The organism is Leptospira johnsonii, from assembly GCF_003112675.1.
GTDB lineage: Bacteria > Spirochaetota > Leptospiria > Leptospirales > Leptospiraceae > Leptospira_B > Leptospira_B johnsonii.
This window is the reverse complement of sequence record NZ_BFAY01000011.1, coordinates 831,617-845,160: the sequence shown is the minus strand read 5'-3', so window position 1 is coordinate 845,160 and position 13,544 is coordinate 831,617. Positions and strand designations below refer to the sequence as shown.

General features: G+C 39.5%; 13 protein-coding genes. 9 read left to right on the top strand and 4 right to left on the bottom strand.

The window, feature by feature from the left end; genetic code table 11:
- The 7 genes from LPTSP_RS12900 to LPTSP_RS12870 are packed head-to-tail and all read left to right on the top strand — an operon-like array spanning position 1 to position 7,240.
- Complete coding sequence (locus tag LPTSP_RS12900) at positions 1–729, top strand: ABC transporter permease (RefSeq protein WP_020769135.1); 729 nt, start codon at positions 1–3, stop codon at positions 727–729.
- Entirely contained in the window at positions 726–2,663 is a 1,938-nt protein-coding gene (locus LPTSP_RS12895) for a motility-associated ABC transporter substrate-binding family protein (RefSeq protein WP_108929124.1), read from the top strand. Before LPTSP_RS12900 ends, LPTSP_RS12895 begins: the two co-directional genes overlap by 4 nt.
- Positions 2,653–3,765 (top strand): DUF4340 domain-containing protein, encoded by a 1,113-nt coding sequence (locus LPTSP_RS12890; protein ID WP_108929123.1) that lies wholly within the window; start codon positions 2,653–2,655, stop codon positions 3,763–3,765. The genes LPTSP_RS12895 and LPTSP_RS12890 overlap by 11 nt, the downstream gene beginning before the upstream one ends.
- The gene (locus LPTSP_RS12885; RefSeq protein WP_108929122.1) at positions 3,765–4,394 is read left to right on the top strand and encodes a hypothetical protein; all 630 of its coding nucleotides are present in this window, start codon (positions 3,765–3,767) and stop codon (positions 4,392–4,394) included. The genes LPTSP_RS12890 and LPTSP_RS12885 overlap by 1 nt, the downstream gene beginning before the upstream one ends.
- The gene (locus tag LPTSP_RS12880) at positions 4,391–5,791 is read left to right on the top strand and encodes a UDP-N-acetylmuramate--L-alanine ligase (RefSeq protein WP_108929121.1); all 1,401 of its coding nucleotides are present in this window, start codon (positions 4,391–4,393) and stop codon (positions 5,789–5,791) included. The genes LPTSP_RS12885 and LPTSP_RS12880 overlap by 4 nt, the downstream gene beginning before the upstream one ends.
- Positions 5,788–6,813 carry a phenylalanine--tRNA ligase subunit alpha gene (gene pheS, locus LPTSP_RS12875; RefSeq protein WP_108929120.1) on the top strand — a complete coding sequence of 342 codons (1,026 nt, stop codon included), beginning with the start codon at positions 5,788–5,790 and terminating at the stop codon, positions 6,811–6,813. Before LPTSP_RS12880 ends, pheS begins: the two co-directional genes overlap by 4 nt.
- Position 6,814: 1 nt before the next feature.
- Positions 6,815–7,240, top strand: coding sequence for an acyl-CoA thioesterase (locus LPTSP_RS12870; protein ID WP_108929119.1), 426 nt, complete (start codon positions 6,815–6,817; stop codon positions 7,238–7,240).
- A gap of 19 nt (positions 7,241–7,259) precedes the next feature.
- On the opposite strand, the gene LPTSP_RS12865 is transcribed toward LPTSP_RS12870, so the two are convergent.
- The gene (locus tag LPTSP_RS12865; RefSeq protein WP_245915565.1) at positions 7,260–7,721 is read right to left on the bottom strand and encodes an SRPBCC domain-containing protein; all 462 of its coding nucleotides are present in this window, start codon (positions 7,719–7,721) and stop codon (positions 7,260–7,262) included.
- A 136-nt stretch (positions 7,722–7,857) separates the two neighbouring features.
- Here LPTSP_RS12865 and LPTSP_RS12860 point away from each other — a divergent pair, with 136 nt between their 5' ends.
- Entirely contained in the window at positions 7,858–8,655 is a 798-nt protein-coding gene (locus LPTSP_RS12860) for a helix-turn-helix domain-containing protein (protein ID WP_108929118.1), read from the top strand.
- 101 nt (positions 8,656–8,756) lie between these two features.
- The gene (locus LPTSP_RS12855; protein WP_108929117.1) at positions 8,757–10,103 is read left to right on the top strand and encodes a hypothetical protein; all 1,347 of its coding nucleotides are present in this window, start codon (positions 8,757–8,759) and stop codon (positions 10,101–10,103) included.
- A 29-nt stretch (positions 10,104–10,132) separates the two neighbouring features.
- Here the strand turns inward: LPTSP_RS12855 and LPTSP_RS12850 are convergent, their stop codons facing one another.
- From LPTSP_RS12850 to LPTSP_RS12840, 3 genes are all read right to left on the bottom strand, one after another.
- Positions 10,133–12,469 (bottom strand): ankyrin repeat domain-containing protein, encoded by a 2,337-nt coding sequence (locus LPTSP_RS12850; RefSeq protein WP_245915564.1) that lies wholly within the window; start codon positions 12,467–12,469, stop codon positions 10,133–10,135.
- Positions 12,470–12,473: 4 nt separating this feature from the next.
- Positions 12,474–12,986: a TlpA family protein disulfide reductase gene (locus LPTSP_RS12845; protein WP_108929116.1), complete on the bottom strand. Its 513-nt coding sequence runs from the start codon at positions 12,984–12,986 to the stop codon at positions 12,474–12,476.
- A gap of 118 nt (positions 12,987–13,104) precedes the next feature.
- Entirely contained in the window at positions 13,105–13,539 is a 435-nt protein-coding gene (locus LPTSP_RS12840; protein ID WP_174704480.1) for a hypothetical protein, read from the bottom strand.
- Positions 13,540–13,544: the final 5 nt, after the last annotated feature.

The following is a 13,544-nucleotide window of genomic DNA, read 5'->3' as shown; positions in this document are numbered from 1 at the left end:
ATGTTTCGAAATATTAAATGGATCTTCTTAAAAGAAGTCAGGGTATTTTTCGGTACCTATTTGGCTCCTTTGGTTCTAGGTGGCACGGCGTTCTTAAATTCATTATTCGTGCTGATCTTGAATTTTAACTCGGGAACAAATTATACCGAAACAACCATCATCACTTTTATCTCTTTCATGAGCACGATGCTGATCGCGATGTTGATCGTAGCAATGGGTTCTATCACGGAAGAAAAAAACAGAGGAACGTTGGAGTTCCTATTTACTGCCCCTATTTCCGATTTGGAGATTGTAGTAGGTAAATTCTTGTTCGGGACATTTGTTTGCGCGATCATCTCCGTAGCGGTGGATGGACTCTTTCCGCTCTTTCTATATTTCTTCTGGAAAGCTCCTTTATACATAGTCGCTTCCGGAACGATCGGAGTGTTCTTGCTTGGGCTATTTACTTTTGCAGTAGGATTGTTCGGATCCAGTTTGGGAAAAAACCAAATGATCTCTCTTTTGATCTCTATCGCAATCTTGTTAACTCTTTGGGTGATCGGATACTTCTCTCATTTATTCGATGCTGCTACCCGAAGCGTTTTGTTCCACTTGCATATATTCACCCATTTTATTAGTTTTTCGAAAGGAGTGCTCCCTTTGAGCAGTACTGTTTTCTTTATCAGCGGAACGATTTTCTTTCTTTATCTGACCGTGAAAGTTTTGGAATCTAGGAGATGGAGAGGATGAGATCAAATCTAATTTCCAGAATTCTTTCCTGGGCATCCATCGTATTTTTATTACTCTTCTTTCCGGTTTATGAATCCTTTTCAAGCGCGGGGTTAAGATGGGCGATTTCCATTCTAGTATTTTCCGTCATTGCCGGTTCCGGATTTTTATCTTATAAAGGTTCTAAAAAAGAAGATAAGGAAATCAACTTACTCATCTCGTCCGGATTGGGCTTTGTCTCTTTAGGGATTTACTTCCTCAGAGTTTATTTAGAAGATCTTTCTCTTCAAAAGGGAGGGACCGCTCCGGTTTGGATCGCAAACTTCAGAGAATTCCTTTTGGTCTTCCTGGTATTATTCGTATTAGGAAGCGTATTCTTAGGAATATTGAGAGAATGGGAAAGAAGTTCCTACGAGAACCAATCCAGTCTTAAGGGAAGAAAGCAAAGTCTTGTTAGAGACTTTTTTCTCGGAACAGGGATACTTCTTCTTATTTTAATATTAGCAAATTATATTTCTGTAATGAGAAATCATAATTTCGATCTAAGCTCTAAGGGAGTTCACTCTTTCTCCATAGAGGCCAAAAAGATCCTGAAAGAAATTCCGGAAGGAGCGGAAGTAGACGTAATTGCGTTTTATCCCCGCCCTCTAGACAGCACCGCTAGGAATGCTGATGGAAGTTCTTCTCTCGCTCTAAAAAGAATTCGTCCAGATCTAGAAATCTTACTCAGCCAATTGGTATCTATTCATCCTGGATTCAAAGTAAAGTTCATCAATGCAGATGTGGAATTGGACGAGATCGCTGAATTCGGACAAGTCTCTAATGGAAACATTTTGATTCGTTTTCGTAAAGCAGGCTCCACCGCCGGTCCGTATCCTGAACAAAAAGTAGGAGTGAAGGATAAGTCGGAATTGGAAGATCTGGAAAGAAGATTGGTCCAGGCTTTTATGAACGTCACTACCAAAGAGAGAAAGGTATATTTTACGGAAGCAAATGGAGAAAGATATTCTCAAACTTTCCAAAATCTTCCGAATGAAAAATTGGTCCGTTTTGCGGATTCATTATCTTTTTTGAATTTTAAATCCACGGGAATCGGTTTTCAGAACAATTGGCCTCCTAAGATCCCGGATGACGCTGAGTTCCTGGTCATTGCAGGACCGACTGTTCCATTCTCTCCGGAAGCAAGAGCTTCTATCTTGGATTTTGTTTTTAAGAAGAAGGGAAAACTTTTCATTACGATCGAACAAAGAGGCGGAGAGAGTTTCGATTGGCTCTTAGAAGCTGCGGGTTATTCTTTTGCAAAAGGAAATCTTTCTCAAAGCCCGAGTAGGGCTCCCGGTTTGATCCTGACCAAAGCTTTTAGAGATCATGCGATCGAAGAATCTCTTTCTAAAAAGGATACCGGGATCGTATTTCCTTACGGAGGATATTTCGAACAGAAACCTCCTACAAATCCGGCAGATATAAAGTTAGACACTTCTATTCTTTTGGAAACAGGGATAGATGTTTATCTGGATAAGAATGGGAACGGAAAACAAGAGAAGGAAGAAGAGAAAAAAAATGTTCCGATCGCTTTGGTATTAAAGACCAAGTCGACTTCTCCTGAAATTCCACCTGCGGATCCGAATGCACCTCCTACTAATTTGCCTGAAACAAAATCGGAGGACGAAGGAAGGATCGTGATCTATTCCGGTACTTCTTGGATCACGAACCAATATCTTCCTTACGAGGCGAATTACGAACTTGCCGGAGCTTCGGTGACTTGGATGTACCAAGACGTTAGTCTTCCTGCGATCCCTCCTAAAAAAGAAGAGATTGAAACTGTTTCACTAACCGACGGACAGAAGAGAGCGGTCTGGATCTTAGGAATGTTCTTATTCCCAGGACTGATTGCCGGTCTTGGCTCCATCTATGTGATCAAAAGAAGAAAGGCCGGACAGAAAGATGCGAAATAAACTCTATCTTCTCGGCTTAGTAGTCGTTTTATTATTTCTGGCCTTCTTCCTTTTGGAAAAAACAAAAGAAGATGCAACAGAGATTGAATATTGGAAATTTTCTTTAGATAGGATCGAATACTATCCTCCCAGCGAACAATGGGTAGAAAGAACCGGAGAAAAATTTTATCCGAAGCCCTTCACGATTTCCGTAAAAGAAGGCATCAAGAAGGGAGAAAAATTTTTTACAGTCTCAAACAAAGACACTGAAACCGGAAAGGATATAGAATACGAAGGCGGTTATAATTCTGAAAATACCGTTCGAGATTTCGGAACCTATAGAGTAAAAGGAACGGAAGAGGTCTTAGAAGGCATCCAGATCAAGGAATCCCTACAAGTTGGGGAGGATTCTCCTAAATTAGTTTTTTATTCCGGAAATGTTTCCAAAACTTTAAGGATCGGAAAAAAACATTCTTTAGGTTCTACGAGAGTTATCTTGCATGAAGGACCGATCCGAAATGTTCTAACTTCTTCTTCTTATCTGTTTGATAGATTCCAAAAAGGTCCTCAGGACTTCCGTCAAAAAAGTATTCTGACCTTGAATAAGGAATATGTAAAAGAAATTTCTTATATAGATGAGAATGGCGTATCCATCAAGATAGATAATACTCCTTTCGAATCGAATGGTGTTAAAAAGAATCTTTGGCGAAGACTTTCGGGAGAAATTATTTTGCTGGAACCTAAGCTGGGAGAGGATCTTTACAGATACATGACCGGTCTGAAAGTAGAAACTTTTCCGGACGATGAGAATGGTGCAGGTTTTGGTATTGGAAATATTCTGGCTCCCGGGGCTGAGAAGTCAGAATTCTCTTTAGCGAGCGTAAAGGTTTTGATTTCCGATGGGAACGAGATAGTATATCGTTTTCATAAAGAGACCAGCATAGGAGATAAAAAACTAAGTCCTATAATCCGAATTATAAATTCTAATTTTAAAGAACCTCCGGTTTATGTTATTGCAAATGCGTTTACCCAGATCCAAACCGCTGCGAATTCGATAAAGAATGCAAAAGCGATCGTAAAACCTGCTAAGGGCAAACCAGGAAATACTTCTCGGAAAAAATAATGTTTTTGATCACGCCGAATTCGGAACTCACGGAAGTAGAAAAGTCCAAACTTTCTCTCTTAGAAAAAATTTTTAAGGCTCCTACGGAAGCTTTTGATCTGTATCTCAGAAATGCTTCTCTGGGCAGAAAGGAACTATTAAGATTACATTATGCACTTTGGGTGCTTGCTCCTATTTCCAGGATCGTAGGAAATCTAATCAAAATTATTTTGGACCTTGTCTTTGGTGACGAGGTGGATCTGAATCCATTCTCCGGAGTGATCACTTCTCTCATTATATATCCTGTTTTACTTTTGGTAGTTTCTCAGTATGATGTGGTCCGTGTATTTTATCGAAAAATAGATCGTACAAAAGGGGAGAATTATCCGGCCGCGGATGTTCTGACCCTGGCATTTTTGGCATTCTCCGCTTCTTCCGTATTTTGGATCCTTCCAAGTCCGATCAATTTAGGACTGATAGGGATTTCCTTTTTGTATTCGGTATACCTTTCCTTTATAGGAATGAAAAGAGTAAGCGGTGTAGAATCTAAGGAAATTCTAATATTCTTCCTTTTCGGAACCGCTTATCTTTTAAGTATTTCTTTGGTTTTCGTATTCATTTACAATATTATTAGGACCTTATTAAATTGAAAATCCATCTGATAGGGATAGGCGGAATTGCAATGGGAAACCTGGCTTCCATGTTAAGAAGTCTAGGTCACGAAGTTTCCGGCTCTGACGCAGGAGTATATCCTCCAATGTCCGACAAATTGAAAGAGTGGGGAATTCCTTACTCCGAAGGTTTCGATGCGGAGAGAGTCAAAGGCAAAGATCTAATCGTAATTGGAAATGCGATCTCCAGAGGAAACCCTGAAGTCGAAGAAGTCCTAAATTCCGGATTGGAATATGTTTCCATGTCTGCCGCTTTAGAAAAATACATTCTCGCAGGAAAGAAAGTAGTGGTAGTCGCAGGAACTCACGGCAAAACCACAACCACATTCTTGATCCATCACTTGTTAAAAGAATCAGGACTGAATCCCGGATTATTCGTGGGTGGTATCCGTAAGGACGGATTTCCAGGTTTCGAATTCACAAACGGAAATTATTTTGTAATCGAAGGAGATGAATATGATACAGCATTCTTCGATAAAGCCTCTAAGTTTTTACATTATAGACCGACTTATGCAGTATTAAATGCATTAGATTTTGATCATGCGGATATTTTTAAAGATATCGGAGAGATCGAAACAATGTTCTCCAGATTATTGAGACTCGTACCCGGGAACGGAAAAGTATATTACTGGGCAGGAGCTGCAAATCTAAAAAGGATCTGCGGAGAAGCCTCCAAATTCGTAAAATCGGAAGCATTCGAATTTAATAAAAAGGATTCAATTCTTACTTGGAAGAAGGGAGAATTATACAGCGGACAAAGACTTCTCCGTCCCGGATTTTTCGGAAACCATAATTACAGAAACGCAGAAGTCGCCCTCCGAGTCTGCGAAGAAATATTAAAAAAAGAGAATGTTCCTAAAGCGAAGGAAAAATTACTGGATGCTTTGGAATCCTTCCCTGGTGTAAAACGTAGGCAAGAGATACTATTCGACTCTGCAAGAAGTATCCTGATCGAGGACTTTGCTCACCATCCTGTAGCGGTGGAAGAAACGATTCGTTCTGTTAAGCAAAGATTCCCAGGTTTTAAGATTATCAGCTTATTCGAACCCAGAAGTGCTACTTCCCATCGAAACGTTTTCCAAAAGGAATACTCTTTTGCGTTTAAGGGTTCTGCAGTGACCATGATTACCGAAATATATAATCTAAAAAAGGTCTCCAAGGATAGCCGTTTGGACGTGAAAAAGCTGATCCTGAAACTTCCAAAACATTCGGGCACCCTTCCATTTTACTGCAAGGATCCTAAGGATCTGGTCCAGAAAGTTCGGAAAATCCTTCCCCAATTCGAGAAGGATAAAATCCTGATCCTAGCGATGTCCAATGGGGCTTTCGGCGGAATTTATCCTTCTTTGAAGGAATTGGTCGGATCTAGAAAATGAATCTATCGGAAGAATTAGACAAAATTTTTGAAGAAGCGAATCGTCTGATCGGATCTTCCATCGACGAAGCGGATCTTGACAAAAACAAGAATGAGTATCTGGGCAAAAAAGGGAAGCTCACTTCTGTACTCAAAAACCTGGCTTCCTTATCTATCGAAGAAAAGAAAACGGTAGGACAAAAGGCTAACGATCTTTCTAAAAGTTTAGAAGAGATTGTTTCCAAAACCAGGGAAAATCTCAAGACTAAAGGTTTTAAAGAACAATCCGAAAAGGAATGGTTCGATGTTCTTCGTCCTTTAGGAGAAGCCGATCCTGGCACATTACATCCTATTACAAAAATACAATATGAGATCGAGGATATATTTACCTCGATGGGTTTCGAGATCTGGGATGGACCAGAAGTAGAAACAGACTTTAATAATTTCGGCGCCTTAAACTTTACGGACGATCACCCTGCTAGAGATATGCAGGATACTTTTTACTTGGAAAACGGAAACCTTCTTCGCACGCATACTTCTGCAATCCAAGTCCGTGCATTAAGAAAATTGAAACCTCCTTTTAAGATCATAGGACCAGGACGAGTATTCCGTTACGAAGAAGTAGACGCTTCTCACGAAACATCTTTCTATCAAATAGAAGGTATGGTGGTAGGAAAAGATATCTCCGCGGGCAATATGCTTTACACGATGGAAGTCCTACTTTCACGGGTATTCGAGAAGGAAGTAAAGACTAGACTAAGGCCTGGATTTTTTCCTTTCGTAGAACCTGCTTTCGAGTTGGATATCAACTGCCAGGTTTGTGGAGGAAGCGGTTGTTCCGTATGTAAACAATCCGGTTGGTTGGAATTGATGCCTTGCGGTTTGGTTCATCCGAACGTTTTCAAATTGAACGGGTTAGATCCGAAAGAATGGACAGGGTTTGCATTCGGGCTCGGATTAGACAGATTGGTGATGATGAAATACGGGATCCACGATATCCGTTATTTGCATTCAGGGAACCTGAGGTTCTTAAAACAATTCTAATATGATTATCACTCCGATCCAAACCAGATGGAATGATTTGGATCCTTTCGCTCATGTGAATAATGCCAGATATATGTCCTATTTTGAAATAGGAAGAGTGGATTATTGTTCCAAGAAGTTCAATACAAAAGATATCTACGATGTTCCATTCTTACTTGCTAGAATGGAAGTGGATATGCTCAAGGCAGTCGAACTATTTCATCCGATAGAAGTTTGGACCTGCGTTTCTAAAATAGGGAATAAGTCTTGGGACTTTACATCCTTGATACGACATACGGAAACAAAGGAAATTTTTACTAAGGCAAAAACGGTCCAAGTATCCTACGATCATAGGAATAAAACATCTATACCGATCCCAGATTGGATCCGCAAAATTTTGGAAGAAGATCTGGAGATATTCAAAACTACTTTCGAAAAAGCAGACTGAATTCTCCATTTTTATAATATTAACCTTCGCCCATTGGAAGTTCCAAAGGTTTTCCTGTTTCCGCTAAACTTTTGATCGAAGATAAAACTCTGGCCCAGCCTCCGTCAGCAGAACGTTCGTAAGAAGGATCTCCTTCTTTAATTTTGTCATTCACAAGCTTCAGTCTGGTCGAATTACCATAAGGCTCCAAAGTATACACTGTTCTGGACTCAAAGTTTTTATAATGTTCTCCGTATACGGAACCGACTAAAAGAGTCATAGATAGGATTTTATTCGGAACAATTTCCAAAATTTTCCCTTCTACATGGACTGTTTTATCTCCAGAAGGTCCGGGACCTATATACGCGTAATTACTTCCTACTTTGAAATCGGATTCGATCCCGCATCCGTGAAAAATTTTGCTACTTTCTTCTTTCGAAACTAGAATGTTCCAAACCTGTTCCGGTTTAGCTGCTATATAAATTTCATATTTGATTTCCATAGTATCTCCTTGGTCTTGATCCGGCGATCTTGCACTTCGTTCTTGTGTGAATAAGAATAACAAAACACTAAACAAAAAGATTGTAAAAACGCGACAAAAGCGGAGAATTTGGAAGAATTAAATCCAGGGTCCAATCTTGAAAACAGACTTAAACAAACCCAGAGGGATCATTAAATCTATAACAGGTGAGAATTGGAGTTTGACCAGAAGCGCTCCTTCTTCCGGTTTAAGGTTTTTTGTGGAACATTATTGGTCCGTTCGTTGGGACATGAGACAAGCAGGGCCTATGGTCCAAGAAAATCTTCCTCACCCTTCCGTTCATCTGGTCTTTGAAAAAGAGAACACTAAAATTTTCGGAGTGGTTAGCGGCAGATTTGCGCAAAGGTTAGAAGGAGAAGGTAGGGTATTCGGGATCAAATTCAGGCCCGGTGCATTCTACCCTTTCTATAAAAGATCACTTTCAGAGATCACAGATAAGACAATTCGAATAGAGGAAGTGTTTGGAACTCCAACAGAACCATTAGAAAGAGAAGTATTCGAATTGGATTCTGAATCCGACCTGGTGCAATTTGCAGAAAATTTTTTATATGAAAGACTTCCGGAAGAAGATGAAACAATCACTTGGATCAATGATCTGATTGAAAAAGTTTCTAACGATAGATCCATCTTGAAAGTAGAAGACATGGTTCGACTTTCCGGAATGAACAAACGCTCTTTGCAACGGATCTTCAATCAATATGTGGGAGTTGGTCCTAAATGGGTCATCAATCGATATAGAATGTTCGAGATCCTGGATCGAATTACTAAGGATACGGACTGGGTTGAGTTAGCATTGGAGCTGGGATATTTTGACCAGGCACATTTTATAAAGGATTTCAAAAGAATGGTAGGTAAAAGTCCGGAAGAATATTCTAAAAGTATTCCGGAATCTTAACGATCTATAACCTTGGGGATAACTAGGAATTCCTGCAAAGGTAATAAATTCTTTACAAAATCTAAAAATTCTTCATCGTTTGCTTCCTTTTGGAAGCTCAGATGAAACGAATCTTATTTACGATCTTACTTTTCTTCTTCTCTTTTCTCGCATGGTCTCAAACTGCAAACCTTTGGCAAACGATAGTAGGAGGAGAACAATACTCGGGTATGGTTGCTAAGGATTGTCCAGAAGATCTACCTGGAAACTTCGTGATCTTAAAAGATGGAGGTTCAGTTATCATCGGATCCGCAAACGACTGCGGAAGAATAGATACAAGTTCTCTAGCAGAGAAAAGAAAATATTCGAATGCCTGGGCAACTAAGATCGATGGGAACGGAAACCCTGTTTGGTGGAAATATTTATTCACAAGTAAACCAATTGATCTTGGCGGATATACATTAAGCGTTCTGAATTACGAGAGTGTATTATCCAAACTTTCCAGTGAAACTTCCGACGGTGGTTTCGTAACCATTGGAACCATTGGCTCTGTCGAAAGGAAACAACTCGTCTTTATGAAATACGATGCAGATGGCAAATTGATTTGGGATAAATATATTTTACCTAAAGACTTTTGCGATTCCTTCTGCGGAGAAACGGATGTAGGAGTTTATCATCTCCATGAACTTTCGAATGGAAAATGGACTGCAATCGTTTCTGTCCAATATAGAATAGAAAAAGAATCGAAAGAAGGAAATACCACGACTATCTCCAGCACTATTGAGACTGCGTATTTATTCGTTCGATTCTCCAAAGATGGAGATTTAAAGTTTGTAAAACATTTAAAAGATATCAAAAACTTTCCGGAAACTAGTTTAGGATTTTCTGATGGAGGAGTGATCTTAGCGGAGAATACAAGCATCCATTCCGGAAAGGAATCTCAAAAAGATGTGATCCTTCATAAGATCGATGAAGATGGGAAGCCAGTTTGGAAGAAACAATATGGTAAGCCAGGCGTAGAAGAATGGGCAACTAAGATCACTTCACTTTCCGACGGGAATTTACTTTTTGCAGGAGCTGCGACTCCAATTCTAAGAAACACCCAAACCTGGCTTATGAAGATAAGTCAAACTGGAGATTTAATTTGGGAAACAGTTCAGAAAACGGAAGGACTCGGTTTCTTAACTGATATAATTGAAACTCCAGACAAAGATTTTATGGCTCTTGCCTCTGACGGAGAAGGTCCTTTGCGTTTGGTAAAATTTTCCGCCGAAGGAAAAAAGATTTGGGAGAAGAAACAAACTAAAAGATTGTATTTGGCATATCGTATCCTGAACGTTCAGGACGGATTTCTCATTGTCGCTTATACAAAAGGAAAGCCTGCGATTTATGTAGATGCACTTCTGATCAGAACGGATAAGGAAGGAAATCTTTCCAAAGATGCGATCCGGAAGGTTTTTCCGAATTAGGAGTATAATATAGGACAAGCTGCGATGGGCTACTCCACGCAGTTGACCTGGCATTCTGCTCCTGCTTTTTTAAGGATCTTCACTATATTCGGATTTTCATACCGATTTTTTTGTACTGCCCAATCCATAGGTGTCCAACCAATATTATCTTTTTCGTTTACTCTTGCACCTGCTTGGATCAAAAGTTTCAAAGATTCAGGATGCCCACTTTCAGCGGCCTTATGAACAGGTGTCCAGCCTTCGTCGTTCTTTAGATTTAAGTCAGAACCTCTTTGCAAAAGTAGCCTTGTGATCTCCGGAAATTGAACGGCTAAATGTAAAGGAGTCATCCCGTCATTTCGAGTTGCATTGGGATCCGCTCCGGATCTTAAAAACAAGGTGCATAACTCATAGAAGCCGTGAAGCACCGCCCTATGCAGAGGCGTTTCTCCTTCTCCATTTTTGGAATTTAACTCGGCTCCGATCTGCAAAAGAAAGGAAGAAACTTCATAATATCCGAAACCTGCAGACTTATGCAAAGGAGTATTGTCCAAATAATCTTTTGTATTCGGATCGGAACCTCTCAATACGAATCGGTTGATATCATCTATTTTTCTTTGTCGAACGGATTCAAAAAAATCCGAATCTAAACTTGTATCGGTTTTGATGGAATTTCTCAAAATTTTTAAGGAGTCAGGACTGATCAGGATCGTATCACTTTCCGCTAATCTTTGAGCAGCGTTTTTTCCAGAGTCTGAATGGATAGAATTCGGATTGGCCCCTAACTTGACGCAGGTGTCCACTTGAGTTCTGGATTTTTTATCGATCCCTTCATGAAGAAGAAGATCTGCAGTTTCCTGATCGAATAAGTTTTTACCAACCTGAGGAGCAGCCTTAGTCCTAAAATGATTAAAATACTTGATCTGTTCTTCTGAAACAAATTCAGATCTGGCTAAAATTTCCAAGATCTGTTTGAAACCTTCTCCTATCTTCTCTATATAATTTTTCTTACGATCCGGATCCGACTCTAATGCTTCTGCAAGAAACGATTTTTCCAAGCTCTGGTACAATCCTGAAAGTTTACTTTGTAGATAAGATCTTCCTGTAGTTTCCGAAGTTAGGATCTTTCTTTCCACTCTCGATTTTAATGCGGAAGATTCAGGTCCGGATCTTAATTTGATAAGCTCGTTTCGAACAGATCTATAATTTAAGATGGCCCCGGTAAAATCAAAATCTGCATAGAGCCTGTCTCCTTCTTTTTCTTGGAGACCGAAGATCAAGAAATTCAGTTTTTCTATCCGATCATCCAATGCCTTTTCGAATTCGGACAGTCGGAAAGAAGAGGGTGTTTTGGTCGTGTATTCTTTTTTGAGATCCTTATATTCTTCGCTCAATCTTTTCAAAAAGGAGATCTCTCCGCCTTTTTGTGCGGATAAGTCCATTTCTGAAAACTTGTCCTTATATATTAGAAAATATGAATTTGATATTTTTCCTCTGATATTTTTCAGATAATTCGACATTTCTGTTTTGGATCTGTCCGAAAGTCTTTGTTCTAAAGCGTTTAAGGTTTCCACATATTCTGGAATCGATCTCTCATAGAGTTTTTCTTTAACCAGGTCGTCTGCTTTGGAAAGTTTAGGCCGGATCGTTTCTATGAAACTTTTTGCGCTCTGGTCCTCTATTTTGAAATTTAGGACATTGATCTCTCCAGTTTTATCGTCTTGCACCTTAAAACTAGGAAACTCTACCTTCTCAATGGCTCCCGGAAAGGCAGCTGCAAAATTGATCGCATATCTTGGATCGATCAGTTTACGCCCCGCTTCAGAAGAATAATAATCGATTTGGTATTCCGGAAATTCCAGATCGAAAGAAGTTTTAATTGTATAAGTAAGCGCGACCGAATCTCTTTTTTGAGATCTCAAATTGATCTTATAACCTTTATTGGAAAGAAAGATCGTGCCGGAGATCAATTCATCTGCGTCGATTGCATCTGCGATCTGTTTCATACAGATCTCATCGCTACAGTTCAGCTTTTGGTTTAGTTCCACTTGTTTTAGAAGTGCAGCTAAAGATTCATCGTCGGCTATATTGAATTTTCCTTCAAAGTTTTTTAATATAGAATTGATGATCCCGTTCCTAAATCTGCTTTCTAAGTATTTTGGGACCCCATTCTCTAATTTGAGTTTATGTATATAGATCTTCTGGACTGAGCTTTCTTTTGAAAAAAGTTCTGAGCCTGAGAGAAGGAAAATTAAAATGATAGAAGCAATTTTTATGAAAGCGACCCTTAAAATAACGCCCTTTGTTGGAATTCCTACAAAACGAAAAGAAGTCTTTCTAGGAGTTCCAACATCGCGAGACCAAGGCTTTACTACTTCATTTCCCAAAGGATTATCTCCTGTTTTCCAGAACGGAAATCATTTTGGACCAGTTTTCCTGGGTGTATCCGTATTCTTTGAATAGGACATTTTTATTTTGGACTACCATTGTGGTCGGTGTTCCAGGGAATTCTAAAATTCTCATACTTGTTTGTAAGCTGTCAAAATATAAGGAAGCTTGCTTTTTGATGCCGAGTTCGTTCGCTAATTTGGAAACCGAACCGGGATTATCTCCCACAAAAATGATCAAAAGATGTAGCTTTCTTTTAGGATGGGAGCTATTCCATTTTTTAGAATATTCTAATAGATTCGGGACTTCTTCCTTACAAGGAGGGCAGTCGGAACTGGTAAAATTTAAAATGATCAGATCATCTTCCGGGATTTGGCCCAGTTCTTGGTATAATGTTTTTCTTTCTAGATCCAAGGAATAGAGGGGAATGTTCCGGATCTCGTTTTGATCTTTCGGACCTGCGGTCAGACTTCCAATAGAAAGTAATGAGATTAGAATCCAAAGGATCGTTTTCATACTAAATCAAAAAGAGAATTTCCCTTTGGGAAATTGGACCCTGCTTGGTTCGGATTTACTCCCAGGGTTTTTGGATTTGGAATGAAGTTATAAAAAATTGAAACGAATTTCGGATCAGTTAATCTTCTTCGCTAGAGAAGGTAAAAACGAAACAAGATAATATACTTAGAACGGATTGATAGAATACCCAAAGCCAAACCAGTTTTACAGGAAAAGCCCCTGTAAATTGAGAGATTGCTAATGCGGGAGCTACGAAAGCAGCGACGGAAAAACAAATCCCAACGATTAATCCGCCCAAAAGTCCGTAAGGCAATGCAGGTCTAACAAGAGATGTTAATATTCCAATGAAGAATACTTCTAAGATATCCGCAACGATTGGTCCAATCCAAAAGACTTGGGACATTGGAACGAAGAAGTTCTTTAAGTTCGGATCAAAATAGAAAGTGGAGAATAAAAGAGTTCGAAGAGAGACAGAAGCTACTTCCCAAAAGCCTAGAGCTACGAAGAACCTGAGTAAAAATTGATTCCAATCTTTTGCTGTGCGTAAACCCATATAAA

Excerpts from the sequence above, each read along its gene's own strand:
- LPTSP_RS12900 (WP_020769135.1), top strand. The coding sequence starts at position 1 with ATGTTTCGAAATATTAAATGGATCTTCTTAAAAGAAGTCAGGGTATTT.
- LPTSP_RS12895 (WP_108929124.1), top strand. The coding sequence starts at position 726 with ATGAGATCAAATCTAATTTCCAGAATTCTTTCCTGGGCATCCATCGTA.
- LPTSP_RS12890 (WP_108929123.1), top strand. The coding sequence starts at position 2,653 with ATGCGAAATAAACTCTATCTTCTCGGCTTAGTAGTCGTTTTATTATTT.
- LPTSP_RS12885 (WP_108929122.1), top strand. The coding sequence starts at position 3,765 with ATGTTTTTGATCACGCCGAATTCGGAACTCACGGAAGTAGAAAAGTCC.
- pheS (WP_108929120.1), top strand. The coding sequence starts at position 5,788 with ATGAATCTATCGGAAGAATTAGACAAAATTTTTGAAGAAGCGAATCGT.
- LPTSP_RS12870 (WP_108929119.1), top strand. The coding sequence starts at position 6,815 with ATGATTATCACTCCGATCCAAACCAGATGGAATGATTTGGATCCTTTC.
- LPTSP_RS12865 (WP_245915565.1), bottom strand. The coding sequence starts at position 7,721 with ATGGAAATCAAATATGAAATTTATATAGCAGCTAAACCGGAACAGGTT.
- LPTSP_RS12855 (WP_108929117.1), top strand. The coding sequence starts at position 8,757 with ATGAAACGAATCTTATTTACGATCTTACTTTTCTTCTTCTCTTTTCTC.
- LPTSP_RS12845 (WP_108929116.1), bottom strand. The coding sequence starts at position 12,986 with ATGAAAACGATCCTTTGGATTCTAATCTCATTACTTTCTATTGGAAGT.
- LPTSP_RS12840 (WP_174704480.1), bottom strand. The coding sequence starts at position 13,539 with ATGGGTTTACGCACAGCAAAAGATTGGAATCAATTTTTACTCAGGTTC.